Source organism: Allopontixanthobacter sediminis (assembly GCF_009828115.1).
GTDB classification, from domain to species: domain Bacteria; phylum Pseudomonadota; class Alphaproteobacteria; order Sphingomonadales; family Sphingomonadaceae; genus Allopontixanthobacter; species Allopontixanthobacter sediminis.
The window spans coordinates 783,048-798,611 of the sequence record NZ_WTYL01000002.1; the positions used below are offsets into that span (position 1 = coordinate 783,048).

Genomic DNA, 15,564 nt, shown 5'->3' on the forward strand with positions numbered 1-15,564 from the left:
CCTCCGGATAGCTAGCTCTCAACCGCAGGCAACTGCTGGCTCGCGCAGTGGAAGCCGCCGCCACCCGCCAGCACTGCATCGGCGGGCAGGCCAACGGTCGCGCGATCCGGAAACATGGCGGCGATGGCCGCGACGCCGTCCACATCGTGCGGCGAACCGAAGGTCGGGACCACCACCAGACGGGTGGTGACCGCGAAATTGGCGTAGCTGGCGGGTTCGATCCGGCCGTCCCGCTCTATCCGGCCCGGCGAAGGAATTTCGCTGACAATTAGGCTGAACGCCTCCGCGCGGCGCTTGGCGTCGGCGTAGATTGCGGCGTTGGGATCGTCCGCCCCGGTCGCGCGCGGCAGCGCCAGAACGCCGGGCGCGACGAAGCGGGCGAGATTATCGACATGACCGTCGGTATGGTCGTTCACCAGCCCGTCCCCCAGCCACAGCACGCGTTCGAAGCCGAGGTCGCCTGCCAGACGCTGCTCGATATCTTCGCGAGTCAGGCCAGGATTGCGGTTGGGATTGAGCAGGCATTGCTCGGTCGTCACCGCCAGTCCGGTGCCGTCGCCGTCGACCGCGCCGCCTTCCAGGATCCAGTCGGCAACTTCCACGGGCAGGCCCGCGTCCGCGGCCAGTTCCGCCCCGATGGTCTGGTCCCCCGGCATCAGATATTTACCGCCCCAGCCGTTGAAACCGAACCGCACGGCCTTGCGCCCGCCTCCGTCCGCAACCACCAGCGGCCCCGTATCGCGCAGCCAGATATCACCGTAAGCGCGCCGTTCCAGCGTCACCTTACCGCTGACCAGTTCTCGTGCCCGCGCTTCGTTGCCAGCATCGCGCACCACCAGGCGCACGTCCTGTCCGCTGTCGGCAACCGCATTGGCAAAACCGGCGATCTGTTCCTGCGCGCGCGCCAGAAAGCCCGGCCATTCCTCTCCGTCGTGGGGAAAGCCGATCCACAGCAAATCCTGCGGCGCCCATTCGGGCGGCATCCGGAGTGTCATGGCAGCCGTACTTTTTTCAGCAGCCGCCGTCAGCTTCGCAGCTTTCGTCACGGATGGCGCGGAATTCGTCGCCTTCGACCCAGTTCGGCCAAGCCCGCGTCATCGCCAGCATGCGGCCGAGCCGGTAATAGACCTGCAGATCCTGCTCCACCCCGGTCCAGTCCCAATTCTCGTCATATTCGTCGTTCGGACCGTGATAGGCGTTTTCGCGGTAGGCATCCTCATACGCCGCACCAGCTGCCGGTCCGCCGGTCACCAGGTCGCCGCCGCCTTTGACATACAGCATCGGCAGGCCGCGTTTGGCAAAACCGAAATGGTCGGACCGGTAGTAATAGCCCTTCTCCGGTGTGGTTTCCGGCACGGCTACGCGGCCTTCGTCGGCCAGCGCCTTGTCGAGGAACTTGTCGAGCTGTGATTTGCCCGGGCCGATCACCACGATGTCCTTCGCAGGTCCGGCCATGGACAGCGCGTCCATATTGACCCCGCCGACGGTCTGGCTGAGCGGGAAAACCGGATTGGCGGCGTAATAGTCGGAGCCGAGCAGCCCCGATTCCTCCGCCGTCACCGCCAGGAACACCAGCGACCGGTCGGCGGCTCCCGCCTTCGCCTGCGCTTCCGCCAGCGCGACGAGGGCGGCGGTGCCGGTAGCGTTGTCGATGGCCCCATTGCAGATGTCATCGCCGGTCTCGTCCGGCGTGCAGCGTCCCAGGTGATCCCAATGCGCGGTGTAGAGGACGTATTCGTCCGGACGCTTGGCACCCGGCAATTGCCCGATCACGTTCTTGGAGGAGAACCGGCGAATGTCGTTCTTGAAACTGGTCGATACTTCGAGGCCCAGCGGAACAGCGGTGAAGCCCTTCTGTTTCGCCGCGGCGGACAATTCGCCGAGATCCTTGCCTGCTGCAACGAGGATTTTTTCTGCTACCGGCTTTTGCACCCAGCCGTTCATGGTGGTGAGTGCGGGAGCATTCTCGCCGCGCCGGGCATAGGCCTGCGGCCCGGTCCAGCTGCTTTCGACCACGTTCCAGCCATATGCGGCCGGGAAAGTGTCGTGAATGATGATCGCGCCCGCCGCGCCCTGCTTGGCGGCCTCTTCGTATTTGTAGGTCCAGCGCCCGTAGTAGGTCATCGCGCGGCCGTTGAAATCGCCTTCCAGCCCCTCGGTCTCGTAATCGGGGTCGTTCACCAGGATGACCGCGGTCTTGCCGGCCATGTCGATGCCTTCGTAATCGTTCCAGCCCTTTTCCGGGGCATTGATCCCGTAGCCGACGAACACCAGTTCGCTGTCTTCCAGAGTGGTCGCTGCATCTTCGCGGTAGGTCACGCCGACCCAGTCGGTGGACGGCGCGAAGGACATTTCGGTGCCGTTCCCCGACACCGTGAGCGGCGCGTAATCCGTGCCGGTAATCTCGACCAGCGGCACTTCTTGGACCCACGATCCCTTGTTGCCCGGTTCCAGCCCGGCATTGGCGAATCTCTCGATCAGCAACGCGACGGTCAGCTCCTCGCCCCGGGTGCCGGGCATCCGGCCTTCGAACTCGTCGGACGAAAGGGTCTTGGTAACTTCCTTCATTGTCTGGATCGAGATGTCGCCGGCCGCGACCTCGGGGGTTTCCAGTTCGGTGCTGCTGACGGTGTTGCAGCCCGACAAGGCCGGTATGAGCGCCAAGGCCAGCGCTGTCTTGGTCAATCGTTGCAACATTTATCGGTCCTTTTCGGGGATCCCCCCGGCTTACATCGTGTCAGGCGGCCTTTGTTGCAAAGCTGGTGGGTAACGGCAAGGCCCATCCTCCCGCATCCCACCGCGCACCGTCCTTGCATGGCACCCGCGGGACGGGCAGACAGCGCCGCGATGGAAGCCGATTGGAACAATGCCCTAACGCGTGCCCGGGCGCACGCACCGTTCCTGGCGCGCGGTCTCGAGCGAATGCCGGAGCTGGCGGCGATGCTTGCTGCCGGCCGGGGAGAGGATGCGCTCGCTCATGCGCGGGAAGCGGGTGCGGATATTGCCGATGTCCGCACGGCCTTGCGCCGAGAGCGGCTCGCGTATGCCGTGGCGCTGGCGGTCGGCGATCTGGCGGGTGCGTTTCCGGTGGGCCGGGTGATGCAGGAATTGTCCGACCTCGCGGACCGCGCGCTGGACGCCGCCATCCGGGCAGCGATTTTACGGCGCGTGCCGGACGCCGACCTTCAAGAAAAGCCGACCCGGATGCCAACTGGAATGATCGCACTGGCGCTCGGCAAGCACGGCGCGCAGGAACTCAATTACAGTTCCGACATCGACCCGATCTTGCTGTTCGACCCCGAAACGCTTCCGCGCCGCGATCGGGACGAGCCGGGGGAGGCGGCGCAGCGCTATGCCCGGGACATCGTGCAGATACTGTCGGAGAACACCGCCGAGGGCTATGTTTTCAGGGTCGACCTGCGCCTCCGTCCCGCTTCCGAAGTCAGCCCGCTGGCGATCTCGCTGGATGCCGCGCTGACCCATTACGAATCCTCCGCGCTGACGTGGGAACGGGCGGCCTATATCCGGGCGCGGCCGTGCAGCGGCGACATCGACGCGGGCCGCGCATTCCTGGCGGCGATCCGGCCTTTCGTATGGCGCCGCAGCCTCGATTTCGGGGCGATCGAGGAAATCGGCCGGCTGACCGCGCGGATCCGGGACAATTACCGTGGTCCGAAGGTCCCCGGCCCCGGCTTCAATCTGAAACACGGGCGCGGTGGAATTCGCGAAGTGGAATTCTTCGCCCAGACGCATCAATTGATCCACGGCGGACGCGACCCCTCACTGCGCCAGCGCAGTACCCGGCCAGCGCTGGATTCGCTGGCGGCGGCGGGTCATATCTCGGCCGAAGACGCCGCGGTCCTCGGCGCGGCGTATGACCGGCTCCGCACGCTCGAACACCGGTTGCAGATGGTTGACGACCAGCAGACCCATGCACTGCCGTCCGGCACGGCGCTCGACAATGTCGCACGGCTGGAAGGCTTTGCGGACGGGGCGGCAATGGTCGCCGAAGTGCGCGAACTGACCGAGGAGGTCGGCGCGCGGTTCGACCGGCTGATCGATGCCGAAAACCGTTCGGTGCCCGGCTCACAGAAGTCGAGCGGTGGTCTTGCAGACTTGGTTGCCCGGCTCGATTTCGCGGACCCTGAAGCGCTGTTGGAGCGGATACGCGGCTGGACGGATGGGCGCTTCCGCACGCTCCGCAGCCCCGCCGCCTGCGCGGCTTTCGAGGCGATCCTGCCGGACCTCATCGAAGCCTTGGGACAGGCATCCGATCCGGACGGCGCGATCTTGCGATGGGAAGCACTGCTGGCGGGCGCGTCCAGCGCGATCAATCTGTTCCGCCTGCTCGAGGCGCGGCCCGCGCTGCTCGACCAGCTGGTCAAGATCCTCACCCTGGCGCCGCCGCTGGCTGGCGAACTCGGCCGGCGCCCGGAATTGCTCGACACTTTGATCGATCGCAGCGCGCTGGACCTGCCGGGCAATGTGTTGGAGCTGGCGCAGGCGATGAGGTCGGCAGACGGCCACGCCGCCGATTATGAACAGCGACTGGACCGCATCCGAATCGTCACCGGCGAAAAGCGCTTCGCTCTGGGGGTCCAGCTGGTTGGCGCGGCGCACGATCCGCTGGCGATCGGCGCGGCGCTCTCGCGCGTCGCCGAAGCGGCGATCGAAGTCGCGGGGGAGGCCGCAAACGCATCCTTTGTGCAGGCGCACGGGTTCGTTGCGGACAGCGAGCTGGTGGTGCTCGGGCTGGGCCGGCTGGGGGGCGGGATAATGACCCACGCGTCCGATCTCGACATCATCTACCTGTTTAGCGGCACGCATGAAGGCGAATCGGATTGTGGCGGGCGGGCCAACTGCCGGCCACTGGGCACGACGCTTTATTTCAACCGGCTGGCGACCAGGGTGAGCGCGGCGCTGAGCGTCCCGACTGCCGAAGGCGCGCTGTATGAAGTGGACACTCGGCTGCGGCCGCAGGGCGCCCAAGGGCCACTGGCGGTGAGTTTCGACAGCTTCGCCCGGTATCAGCGCGAAAGCGCGTGGACGTGGGAGCACATGGCGCTCACCCGGGCGCGGGTGCTGTGCGGATCGCCCTCCGCCAGGGAGGAACTGGAGGCGCTGGTTGCCGACGTTCTCGGCACGCCGCGCGATCCGGCCCAATTGCGGACCAGCCTGCTCGACATGCGCAGCGAAATGGCGGCGCACAAATCCCCCAAGGGACCGCTTGACGCGAAACTGCTGCGCGGCGCGCTGGTCGACCTCGAGTTCATCGTCCATTACCTGCAACTGCGCGAGCGGACCGCGTTTCATCCCGATCTGGGGACCGCGATTTCTGCGCTGGTGGCGGAGGGTTACCTGCCCGAAGAACTCGGCCCCGCGCACGACTTGATGATCCGCATGCTGGTCGCGGCGCGGTTGCTGGCCCCTGATCTGCAGCAGCCGCCCCCGGCCGCCTTTGCCGTGCTGGCGCAGGCCTGCGGCTGCGTCAGCGGAACAAGCCTGTTGCATGACTTCACCGCGGCACGGCAAAGCGTCGCGCGGAGCTGGAAAGCGATTCTCGAAACCGATCTGGAGACTGAATGATGGGCGATATCAAGCCAGGGCAGACTATCGAGGCGGGCGACACCATTCCCGACATCGGACTGGAAACAACCGACGGCGGCACGGTAGGCATTTCGGATTTCGCGGGGCAGAAAGTCGTGTTGTTCTTCTATCCCAAGGACAACACCCCGGGCTGCACCAGCCAGGCCAAGGATTTCTCGGCGTTGAAAGACCAATTCGCTGCATCGAACACCGCGGTCCTCGGGATCAGCAAGGATTCGGCAAAGAAGCATCTCAATTTTATCGCCAAACATGGCCTGACCGTGCCCCTCGCGACCGATGCGGAGAACGGTGGCCTGTCCGATGCCCTGGGGATATGGACGGAAAAGCAGATGTACGGAAAAACCTACATGGGCATGGTTCGGACGACCGTGCTGGTCGACGCCGGGGGCAAGGCCGCGCAAGTCTGGCACAAGGTAAAGGTGAAGGGCCACGCGGAGGAAGTGCTGGCAGCCGCCCGGGCGCTTTGAGCGGGAGCATGACCGATACGGGTGTCGCCGCCGCGATTCGCGCCGCGTTGTTGACGGCGGACCCGCGCGCCAAGGTGATGGCGACCCGCACCGTGGCGAGGGCTTGGAGGCAGGGCCGGCTGGACTTCGATTTCAGTGTTGCCATGCCCGATCAGCCGTCATGGCCCGCGCGCCCCGAACTGCTGCAACCCTCGCAAATGCCCCGGCGAGGGGGTGGCTCGGAGCATGGGCGAATCGCCTTGTGGCATGCGCTGGCGCATATCGAATTCATCGCGATAGACCTCGCGCTCGACATGGTTGGCCGATTCGGCGGCGAGATGCCTCCGGAGTTCACGTCCGATTTCCTGTCGGTGGCTGCGGACGAGGCGATGCATTTCGTCCTGCTCGACCGCAAGCTCCGGACACTCGGGAGCCATTACGGGCTTCTGCCCGCACATGGCGGCCTATGGGAAGCGGCGGCGCGGACAAGCCACGACGTGATGGCCCGGCTGGCGGTGGTGCCGATGGTGCTGGAAGCGCGCGGTCTGGACGTCACCCCGGCCACCTTGGCCAAGGTGCAATCGCAAGGCGACGCGCACGGTGCGAAAATCCTGAGTCGCATACTTGACGATGAAATCCGGCACGTCGGGTTTGGCACAAAGCATTTCACCGCTCTGTGTGATTCAATTGGGGAGAATCCGCAAAAACGTTGGAAATCCTTGGTCGCAGAGCATTTTAAGGGGAGTTTGAAGCCGCCATTCAACGACTCGGCGCGTCTCGCAGCCGGTTTGTCGCTAGACTACTACAGCGCTATTGCGCCGTTAACGAATACACGGATAACCCAACAATCAACGAAGCGGCGGCAAGTTCCGTAAAGCTTCAAAAAAAGTTTCACGGCGATCTGCAGTCGGTAGTTCGGATGGGAAACGGGGTCTCGGCGGTGTTTCAAGACATCGCAGAAAAGGACGGGTCTGTGATTGCTATTCTTAAGCAAAGCCGGATGGTTGCAGCGGCTGCAATGCTCTTCGGTTTTCTGACTATGGGTGCACACCCGGCGCTTGCCAACTCCAGTGCCGCCTCGGCAGACATCTCGGCCGCAGCGCGCGATGCCCGGACTTCCCCGATGGGCGGCGGTGACGAACAGTTCCGCAATTTGTTCGCCAGCTGGCAATCGCTTGACGGCCCCGGCGCTTCCTCCCCTACCCCGACCACTACCATTGCAATTCCTTCCATCATGCCGCTCGCAGCTGCCAAGCTGACCAGCGATTACGGCATGCGCACCCACCCCGTGATTGGCGGTCGCCGCGCTCACAAGGGTGTCGACCTTGCCGCTCCGACAGGGACGCCGGTCTATGCGACAGCCGATGGCATCGTATCGCGCGCCGACCACTTCAGCAGCTACGGCTTGTATATCTCGCTCCAGCATGGTGCGGCCCTCGAAACCCGCTATGCGCATTTGTCCCGTTTGGCAGTCGCCGCCGGACAGCGCGTCAACAAGGGTGAAATCATCGGTTATGTCGGCTCGACCGGCCGTTCCACCGGTCCCCACCTCCATTACGAAGTCCGCATGGACGGCGAGGCGGTAAACCCCATTCCCTACATGGTCGAATCCGAAGCACAGCAGGCGTTCGCGCTCGTGATGGACGAAGGCGGCCAGGGCGGCCCCGAGTAATCCTCACCGCCTAGCGAGACAGATACATACCAGTTTGACATCGGAGAGGGTGTCCTGAGTAAAGGCGGCAGGGGCGATCCTGCCGCCTTTCCTTTTGCGGGAAAGAACCCGGCCTCCCGCTGCCCGGCAGGCTTCGTTTTCCCTTGTTGTCCCCTGAACTCCGGCTAATCTGGCGGCGGAAGAGGAACATCATGCACCCGATACAGCACGCGCAGTCGCGGCCCGATCATCCGGCGGTGATCATGGCCGGCAGCGGCGAGACGATCACCTATCGCCAGATGGACGAAGCCGCGAACCGCGTGGCGCAATTGCTGCGCGCCCGCGGTCTGGCGGCGGGGGATGCGATTGCGGTGCTGATGGAAAATTCGCCGCGCTATTACGAGATTTACTGGGGGGCCCAGCGGGCAGGCATTATCCTCGTGCCGATCTCGACCCACCTTACCGCCAGCGAAGTGGCCTATATCCTTTGCGATAGCGACGCACGGCTGCTGATAACGACTAAGCTGTTCGATGATCTCGTGGGACGGATGCAGGCGGCGGGCCTCGACTTGCCGGTGCTCGTCTACGGCGGTGACGGCGAACATTCCGCGGAAAGCGCCCTGTCCGCGTGTTCTGCTGCGCCGATCGCCGACCAGTCCGCGGGGCGTGTGATGTTGTACAGCTCCGGCACTACCGGCAGGCCCAAGGGTATCGTCCCGGCGCCCCCCGCCAATCCGGCGGTGCAAGCCGGAACCCCGTTGATGATGCTGGCGGTGCACGGGTTCCATTTCCCTACCGACGGCAGCAGCCGCTATCTCTCGCCCGCGCCGCTGTATCACGCGGCCCCGCTGGGTTGGAGCACCACGGTCCACCGCCTCGGCGGGACGGTGGTGGTGATAGAGAAATTCGATCCCGAAGGCGCGCTGGCAGCGATCGAGAAATACCGCATTACCGAAAGCCAGTGGGTGCCGACGCATTTCGTCCGCCTGCTCAAATTGCCCGAGGACGTGCGCGGCCGGTACGACCTGTCCTCGCACCAGCATGCGATCCACGCCGCGGCACCGTGTCCGGTACCGGTGAAGCGGGCGATGATCGACTGGTGGGGCCCGGTCATCTGGGAGTATTATGCAGGCAGCGAAGGCAACGGAATGACGATGGTCGGCTCCGAGGATTGGCTTGCCCATCCCGGGACGGTGGGGCGAGCGATCCTCGGGACAGTGCATGTCTGCGATGGATCCGGCGGCGAAGTCCCGATGGGCCAGGAGGGTGTGATCTACTTCGAAAGCCCGCACCCGTTCGCCTACCACAAGGACGACGGGAAAACCGCTGAGGTGACCCACGCCGAGGGGTGGACGACGCTCGGCGATATCGGGCGGCTGGATGAAGACGGCTTCCTGTATCTGACCGACCGCCGCAGCAACATGATCATTTCGGGCGGGGTCAATATCTACCCGCAGGAGGTCGAGAACCTGCTCGTCGGCCATCCCAAGGTGATGGATGCCGCCGTTATCGGCGCGCCGGACGCGGAGATGGGCGAATGCGTGGTGGCGGTGGTACAGCCGGTCGACATGACCGAAGCGGGCGATGCGCTCGCCGCCGAATTGCGCGAATATCTGTCCGGCGAACTCGCCCGGCTGAAACTGCCGCGCCTGTTCGATTTCCGTGCCGACCTCCCGCGTGAAGCGAACGGGAAACTGTACAAGCGCAAACTGAAGGACGAATATCTGGCGCGCGCGGAAACCGCCTGAGCTTTCGCCGCGCGACGCTGTTCAAAATCGGTACGGGCGCATCGATTGTCCTGTTGCGGCAGGCGCTGCTCTGCTAGGCATATCGGACGGGGCATCGGCGAGGGGGCGCAGCTATAAACTTGTTTGCAGACCATAATCTGCCGTTTTCGGTAGCCATGCTCCTGCTTGCGTTGCTGGCAATTGTCCAACTGATCGGGGTTGGCGATTTCGGCACCGACGGCGGGCTGGACGGTGATATCGATAGCGATACCGTCGAAGGTTTGGGCGGCACCGGATTTGCCGACAGCCTGGCCACCATCATCGGCCTTGGCCGGGTGCCTTTCACGATCTGGCTGGGAGCGCTGCTGTTCCTGTTCGCCGGGCTCGGTTTCAGTATCCAGATGCTTGCGGAAGGACTGCTCGGCGCGCCGCTATACAGCCTGCTTGCCGCAGCATTTGCCGGAGTGGCGGCGCTTCCGGCTACCGGCGTGATAGTCCGGCCGCTCGGCCGCCTTCTGCCGCAGGACGAAACCACCGCGGTCAGCACCGATACCCTCGTGGGCCGACGCGCGACCATTTCGATCGGCCGTGCTGCGCACCTCTCGCCGGCCCGCGGGCAGGTTATGGACCGTCACGGGCGCCCGCACCAGGTCATGATCGAACCCCACGACAGCGCCCAGGTCCTGACCCAGGGTGAAGAAGTTCTGCTGGTTCGCCGGGATGGCGAGACCTTTTACGCGGTACCCCTTGCAGAGCGCCAACTGGCGCCGACAGTTTGAATGAAAGGCACATGATGGACGGTTTCACTTTCTGGGCGGCACTTGGCGGGGGCGGATTCCTCCTCCTGCTCATCATTCTGGTCATGATAACGCGGTTGTATCGCCGCGCGACCAAGGAAGTGGCCTTCGTGCGAACCGGCTTTCGCGGCGAACAGGTGGTAATGGATGGCGGCGCCATGGTCCTTCCGGTCCTGCACGAAACCATGCCGGTCAACATGAACACCGTTCGGCTTGCTGTTGAACGAAAGAATGCCGACGCGCTGATTACGCTCGACCGGCTGCGCATCGACGTGAAGGCGGAGTTTTACGTCCGTGTCCGGCCCGATGCCGGAGCGATCGCCATGGCCGCGCAGACGCTAGGTTTGCGGACCATGCATCCCGAAGCACTGAAGGACCTCGTCGAAGGCAAATTCGTCGACGCGCTGCGTTCGGTTGCGGCGGGAATGTCGATGAACGAATTGCACGAGCAGCGGGCCGATTTTGTCCAGAAGGTCCAGCAGGTATCCTCCAGCGACCTCGCGATGAACGGGCTGGAACTGGAATCGGTCTCGCTCACCGGGCTCGATCAGACCAGCATCGAACATTTCAACGCCAACAACGCGTTCGATGCGGAAGGCCTGACCAAGCTGACCGAGCAGATCGAGCTCCGCAAGAAGGCCCGCAACGACATCGAGCAGGATACGCGGGTCCAGATGGAAATGAAAAACCTCGAGGCTGACCAGAAAAGTTTCGAGATCGGGCGCGACAATGAATTCGCCCGCCTGGAACAGGAACGCGAAGTCGAAATGCGCCGCGCAAAGCAGGCTTCAGAAGTCGCACGGGAACAGGCCGAGCGTAGCAGGGAAGCGGACTCGGCGCGGATCGAGGCCAAGCGCCAAGTCGATTCCCAGCAGATCGAAGCCGACCGTGTCGTAGAAGAAGCGCGGATCGCGCAGACCCAGGCCCTCGAGATCGCTCGCCAGGAACAGCAGATCGCGGTCCAGAACAAGTCGCGCGAAGAAAGCCAGGCAAAAGCCGAAGCCGACGCTGCCCGGGCCAAGGCGGTCGCCGCCGAAGAAGGCGTCCTGACCGCGCGCGAAACCGAAATCGCCGATCGTGAAAAGCGTATCGAGCTGATCGAAGCATCGAAAACCGCCGAACGCGATGCGATCAAGGTAAGGGTCGAGGCGGAAGCCGAGAAAGACGCTGCAGGCAACCGCGCCGAAGCAGTGAAAATGGCGGCGCAGGGCGAGGCGGATGCCGAGCGGCTACGCGCCGAAGCATCCCGCGTACGCTTCGAAGTGGAAGCTGCCGGCCAGCGTGCGATCAACGAAGCGGCCAACATCCTGTCGATGAACCAGATCAGCCTGCAGACGAAGTTGGCCTTGTTGAAAGTGCTGCCGGAACTGATCCGGGAAAGCGCTAAGCCGATGGAAGCAATCGATTCGATCAAGATCGTGCAGGTCGACGGCCTGACCAATCACGGCGGACACGGCGGTAGTAATGGGTCGGGCGGCGGCACCGGCAATCTGGCGTCCGACGCCGTCAGCGCTGCGCTTGCTTACCGTGCACAGGCACCGGTGCTGGACGGTTTGCTGAAGGAACTCGGCCTCGATGGCAGCTCGCTCGGCGCGCTGGCTGGAGGAGCATCGCTGGTCGGCGGAAGTGTGGGTGAAGCTGGACCGGGCACCCCCTCTGCTGCCAAGTCGGCGTCCAAGCCCAACACCAAGACCAATGCCGGATCGCCGGACGAAGCCGAAGAACCAGCCAGTCCAGTGGAAGCCTGAGCCGCAGAGCTTAGCCTGCCGCTAATCCGGCGCTGCGCTCACGGGCATGTTGTCGATCAGGCGGGTGCCGCCAATGCGGGCGGCAACCAGCAGGCGGGCTGGCGTGTTGCCCCGTGCCCGCAGCAACTCAAGGCTGTCGGCATCGGCGAGATCGGCGTAGTCGACCGATGAGAACCCCGCTTCCGTCAACCGGTTCTGCAGTTCGGCGAGGGCCGCGCTAACGGCCTCCCCGGCTTCGATCTGGCCAATTGCGTCCTTCATTGCCCGCGGCAGGGTCGCGGCGGCGGAGCGGTTTTCGGGCGAAAGATAGCGATTGCGGCTGCTCATCGCGAGCCCGTCCGGTTCCCGTACCGTGGGAATTCCGATGATCCGGTCTGCCATGGGCGCCGACAAATCGAGGTCGCGGGCCATGCGGCGGATGGTCGCGAGTTGCTGCCAGTCCTTCTCGCCGAAGCAGGCGACATCGGGCCCGACCTGGTTGAACAGCTTGCACACCACCGTCGCCACCCCGTCGAAATGGCCGGGACGGTCCGCGCCGCAGAAATTCTCGGTCACCCCGGCCACCGATATGCTGGTCGCAAAACCGGACGGATACATTTCCTCCACGGAGGGAGCCCACAGCAATTCCACGCCCTCGGCTTCGAGCAGCGCGGAATCCGCTTCCAGTTGGCGTGGATAGGCGTCCAGATCCTCGTTCGGGCCGAACTGCTTGGGGTTGACGAATATCGACACGCAGACGTGGTCGGCCAGCAGCCGTGCCTCCCGTACGAGGGTGAGGTGACCTTCGTGAAGGGCGCCCATGGTCGGCACCAGCGCCAGCGTAGCGACATCGCGGCGTAACGAAGCTGCACTATTTCTCAACATGTGGAGACGGGTGATGGTTTGCACGGGGCGGGCCCCTCCGATAAGAGAACTTGTCGAGACCCCTAGCCGTTGGCGGGGTGTAAAAACAACGTGCAACAATCACATTCGAAACCGGTCGGGACCAGCCCGATCGCCACACCGAAGGATCAGCCCCGCCGTGCCCGACAAAGCTCCCCACCGGATTACCTTTGCGAATGAGAAGGGCGGAACCGGCAAATCGACCACCGCGGTTCATGTCGCGGTCGCGCTGGCGTATCGCGGAGCGAAGGTCGCCGCGGTAGATCTGGATCCGCGCCAGCGCACTTTCGCGCGGTATTTCGAAAACCGCGGCGAAACGGAAATTCGCCGGGGGATCAGGCTTCCGGGTGCAAAAGTGGAGACCTTCACTGGTTCCACCGTCGAAGAATTCGAAGACGTCGCCCGCCGGATTGGCGAAGGCGCCGATTTCCTCATTGTCGACACGCCCGGGCGCGACGATCCCTTCGCCCGCCATGCCGCAACCGAGGCGGACACCCTGGTAACCCCGCTGAACGACAGTTTCGTGGATTTCGACCTCATCGGACAGGTCGATGCCGAGACGTTCAAGGTCCGCCGGCTGAGCTTCTATGCCGAGTTGATCTGGGAAACCCGCAAGGCCCGCGCCTTGTCGCGCCGTCAGGAAATCGATTGGGTCGTGGTGCGCAACCGCACCGGCCACGTCGAGGCCCGCAATATGCTCCGGATCGAAAAGGCGCTGAAGGAGTTATCCAAGCGTGCCGGTTTCCGGGTCGCAAAGGGATTGTCCGAACGCGTGATCTATCGCGAACTTTTTCCATCCGGGCTGACCCTGCTGGACAAGGGTCACTTGGGCGAACTGGGCACCAGCCATGTGGTTGCGCGGCAGGAAATGCGCTCGCTTCTGGCGGGGCTCAATCTGCCGCACGGTGATACGGCTGCCAATGACGGGCCTGCACCCGGTACCAAGGCGGCAGCGGCATGATGCGGCTACTGGTGATCGCGGCGGTGATCGCGGTCGGGTGCAAGCTTGCGTTCGGCAAATGGCCGTGGGAGTTTCTCGCGGGCAAGAACAGTACCCGCCAGCAAGCGTTGTTCCGCGCTCGAAAGTTGTTGGGGGTGTCCGCCACTGCCTCGCGTCAGGAAGTGCTCGAAGCCCACAAGCGACTGGTTGCCATGGTCCATCCCGACCGGGGTGGTACCAACGCCCAGGTGCATGAGGCAAACGCCGCGCGCGACCTGCTGATCGACGAATTACCCCATCCCGGTTGAGGAACTGACATGACTTACAAATTCGATCCGACGGTCCTGAGGGAATATGACATCCGCGGAATTATCGGCGAGACGCTGGGGCCCGACGACGCCCGGGCAATTGGCCGCGGTTTTGCCACCCTGATGCGCCGCGCGGGCGGATCGCGGATCGCTGTGGGCTATGACGGGCGGGTCAGTTCCCCCATCCTGGAACACGCCCTGATCGAGGGGATCAACGCCAGCGGCTGCGATGTCGTCGCAATCGGGATGAGCGCGACGCCGATGCTGTATTATGCAGAGGCCTCAGCCGAAGATGTGGATGGCGGCATTCAGATAACAGGCAGCCACAATCCCGCCAATTACAATGGCTTCAAGATGGTATTTCAGGGTCGGCCCTTTTTCGGCGAGGATATCCTCACGATCGGAAGGATGGCTGCCGAAGGCGACTGGGACGATGGTACCGGAACGGTTGAGAGCCGCCCGGTCCTCGACGACTATATCGATTGCATCCTGCTCGGCCTTGAAGGCATCGATACGAATGTTCTGGACGGTCTCCGCATCGGCTGGGACGCAGGCAATGGCGCCGCCGGCCCCGCTCTCGAGGCCCTCGCCGCGCGCCTGCCGGGCGAGCATCATCTCTTGTTTACTGATGTCGATGGTAATTTTCCTAATCATCATCCGGACCCCACTGTCGAGGCCAATCTGGAGGACCTGCGGGCGCTGGTCGCGGAGAAGAACCTCCATTTCGGGGTCGCATTTGACGGCGATGGCGACCGGATCGGTGCCATCGACGGGGAAGGCCGGGTCATCTGGGGCGATCAATTGCTGATGATTTATGCCGAGGACCTCCTTGCGCGCATGCCGGGTGCTACTGTTATCGCGGATGTGAAGGCTTCCCGGGCGCTGTTCGACCATGTTTCCGCGCATGGCGGTAAGCCGCTGATGTGGAAGACCGGTCACAGCCTGATTAAGTCCAAAATGAAGGAAACAGGTTCACCTCTCGCCGGGGAGATGAGCGGACACGTGTTTTTTGCCGATACTTATTATGGTTATGACGACGCGCTTTACGCCGGAATTCGCCTGATCGCGGCATCGGCGCGGCTCGGAAAATCGGTCACCGAACTGCGCAGCGCGATGCCGCCGATGGTCAACACGCCGGAAATGCGCTTCCAGGTGGACGAAAGCCGCAAGTTCGCCGCGATCGAGGAAGTGAAGGACCGCCTTTCGAAAACCGACGCCGTGGTCGACGGTACCGACGGCGTGCGGGTGACCAACGCGGATGGCTGGTGGCTGCTGCGCGCCTCCAACACCCAGGACGTGTTGGTGGCGCGGGCCGAAAGCGAGACGCAGGAAGGGCTGGATCGGCTAATGGGCCAGATCGACGAGCAACTGACCCTTTCCGGCCTCGAACGCGGCGAAAACGCGGGACATTGATGGCGGGTCCGTGGAACCGATGGCCTGCGCCGACCGGTTGAGCGG

13 protein-coding genes are annotated in these 15,564 nt (G+C 63.9%); 10 read left to right on the forward strand and 3 right to left on the reverse strand.

All coding sequences use genetic code 11. The annotated features are described in order from the left end of the window. Positions 1-11: 11 nt before the first annotated feature. Together GRI65_RS09430 and GRI65_RS09435 are read right to left on the reverse strand one after the other, a co-directional pair. Positions 12-995: an agmatine deiminase family protein gene (locus GRI65_RS09430; RefSeq protein WP_160756573.1), complete on the reverse strand. Its 984-nt coding sequence runs from the start codon at positions 993-995 to the stop codon at positions 12-14. A 16-nt stretch (positions 996-1,011) separates the two neighbouring features. Beyond that, positions 1,012-2,697, reverse strand: a complete 1,686-nt coding sequence (locus GRI65_RS09435; RefSeq protein ID WP_160756250.1) for a M28 family metallopeptidase — start codon at positions 2,695-2,697, stop codon at positions 1,012-1,014. 117 nt (positions 2,698-2,814) lie between these two features. Here GRI65_RS09435 and GRI65_RS09440 point away from each other — a divergent pair, with 117 nt between their 5' ends. The 7 genes from GRI65_RS09440 to GRI65_RS09470 all read left to right on the forward strand — a co-directional run bounded on the left by GRI65_RS09440 (position 2,815) and on the right by GRI65_RS09470 (position 11,976). Continuing rightward, complete coding sequence (locus GRI65_RS09440; RefSeq protein WP_232844026.1) at positions 2,815-5,586, forward strand: bifunctional [glutamine synthetase] adenylyltransferase/[glutamine synthetase]-adenylyl-L-tyrosine phosphorylase; 2,772 nt, start codon at positions 2,815-2,817, stop codon at positions 5,584-5,586. Continuing rightward, positions 5,583-6,074 carry a peroxiredoxin gene (locus tag GRI65_RS09445; protein ID WP_232844027.1) on the forward strand — a complete coding sequence of 164 codons (492 nt, stop codon included), beginning with the start codon at positions 5,583-5,585 and terminating at the stop codon, positions 6,072-6,074. The genes GRI65_RS09440 and GRI65_RS09445 overlap by 4 nt, the downstream gene beginning before the upstream one ends. An 8-nt stretch (positions 6,075-6,082) precedes the next feature. After that, positions 6,083-6,928 carry a ferritin-like domain-containing protein gene (locus tag GRI65_RS09450; RefSeq protein WP_160756251.1) on the forward strand — a complete coding sequence of 282 codons (846 nt, stop codon included), beginning with the start codon at positions 6,083-6,085 and terminating at the stop codon, positions 6,926-6,928. Positions 6,929-7,092: 164 nt separating this feature from the next. Continuing rightward, complete coding sequence (locus GRI65_RS09455) at positions 7,093-7,725, forward strand: M23 family metallopeptidase (protein ID WP_332872629.1); 633 nt, start codon at positions 7,093-7,095, stop codon at positions 7,723-7,725. 191 nt (positions 7,726-7,916) lie between these two features. Beyond that, the gene (locus GRI65_RS09460; RefSeq protein ID WP_160756252.1) at positions 7,917-9,452 is read left to right on the forward strand and encodes an acyl-CoA synthetase; all 1,536 of its coding nucleotides are present in this window, start codon (positions 7,917-7,919) and stop codon (positions 9,450-9,452) included. A gap of 119 nt (positions 9,453-9,571) precedes the next feature. Next, positions 9,572-10,210 (forward strand): OB-fold-containig protein, encoded by a 639-nt coding sequence (locus GRI65_RS09465; protein ID WP_269816306.1) that lies wholly within the window; start codon positions 9,572-9,574, stop codon positions 10,208-10,210. Positions 10,211-10,293: 83 nt separating this feature from the next. Then, positions 10,294-11,976 (forward strand): flotillin family protein, encoded by a 1,683-nt coding sequence (locus GRI65_RS09470; protein ID WP_408609047.1) that lies wholly within the window; start codon positions 10,294-10,296, stop codon positions 11,974-11,976. A 21-nt stretch (positions 11,977-11,997) separates the two neighbouring features. Here the strand turns inward: GRI65_RS09470 and panC are convergent, their stop codons facing one another. Continuing rightward, positions 11,998-12,864: a pantoate--beta-alanine ligase gene (gene panC, locus GRI65_RS09475; RefSeq protein ID WP_160756254.1), complete on the reverse strand. Its 867-nt coding sequence runs from the start codon at positions 12,862-12,864 to the stop codon at positions 11,998-12,000. 133 nt (positions 12,865-12,997) lie between these two features. Between panC and GRI65_RS09480 the strand changes: the two genes are divergently transcribed. From GRI65_RS09480 to pgmG, 3 genes are read left to right on the forward strand one after another with little or no spacing between them, the layout of a single operon-like run. Then, on the forward strand, positions 12,998-13,819 hold the full coding sequence (locus tag GRI65_RS09480; RefSeq protein ID WP_332872630.1) for a division plane positioning ATPase MipZ: 822 nt from the start codon (positions 12,998-13,000) through the stop codon (positions 13,817-13,819). Then, positions 13,816-14,106 carry a J domain-containing protein gene (locus GRI65_RS09485; protein WP_160756256.1) on the forward strand — a complete coding sequence of 97 codons (291 nt, stop codon included), beginning with the start codon at positions 13,816-13,818 and terminating at the stop codon, positions 14,104-14,106. The genes GRI65_RS09480 and GRI65_RS09485 overlap by 4 nt, the downstream gene beginning before the upstream one ends. 9 nt (positions 14,107-14,115) lie before the next feature. Continuing rightward, on the forward strand, positions 14,116-15,519 hold the full coding sequence (gene pgmG / locus GRI65_RS09490; protein WP_160756257.1) for a phosphoglucomutase/phosphomannomutase PgmG: 1,404 nt from the start codon (positions 14,116-14,118) through the stop codon (positions 15,517-15,519). Positions 15,520-15,564: the final 45 nt, after the last annotated feature.

Coding starts and splice junctions, on each gene's coding strand:
- GRI65_RS09430 (WP_160756573.1), bottom strand. CDS start 995: ATGACACTCCGGATGCCGCCCGAATGGGCGCCGCAGGATTTGCTGTGG.
- GRI65_RS09435 (WP_160756250.1), bottom strand. CDS start 2,697: ATGTTGCAACGATTGACCAAGACAGCGCTGGCCTTGGCGCTCATACCG.
- GRI65_RS09440 (WP_232844026.1), top strand. CDS start 2,815: ATGGCACCCGCGGGACGGGCAGACAGCGCCGCGATGGAAGCCGATTGG.
- GRI65_RS09445 (WP_232844027.1), top strand. CDS start 5,583: ATGATGGGCGATATCAAGCCAGGGCAGACTATCGAGGCGGGCGACACC.
- GRI65_RS09450 (WP_160756251.1), top strand. CDS start 6,083: ATGACCGATACGGGTGTCGCCGCCGCGATTCGCGCCGCGTTGTTGACG.
- GRI65_RS09455 (WP_332872629.1), top strand. CDS start 7,093: ATGGGTGCACACCCGGCGCTTGCCAACTCCAGTGCCGCCTCGGCAGAC.
- GRI65_RS09460 (WP_160756252.1), top strand. CDS start 7,917: ATGCACCCGATACAGCACGCGCAGTCGCGGCCCGATCATCCGGCGGTG.
- GRI65_RS09470 (WP_408609047.1), top strand. CDS start 10,294: ATGATAACGCGGTTGTATCGCCGCGCGACCAAGGAAGTGGCCTTCGTG.
- GRI65_RS09485 (WP_160756256.1), top strand. CDS start 13,816: ATGATGCGGCTACTGGTGATCGCGGCGGTGATCGCGGTCGGGTGCAAG.
- pgmG (WP_160756257.1), top strand. CDS start 14,116: ATGACTTACAAATTCGATCCGACGGTCCTGAGGGAATATGACATCCGC.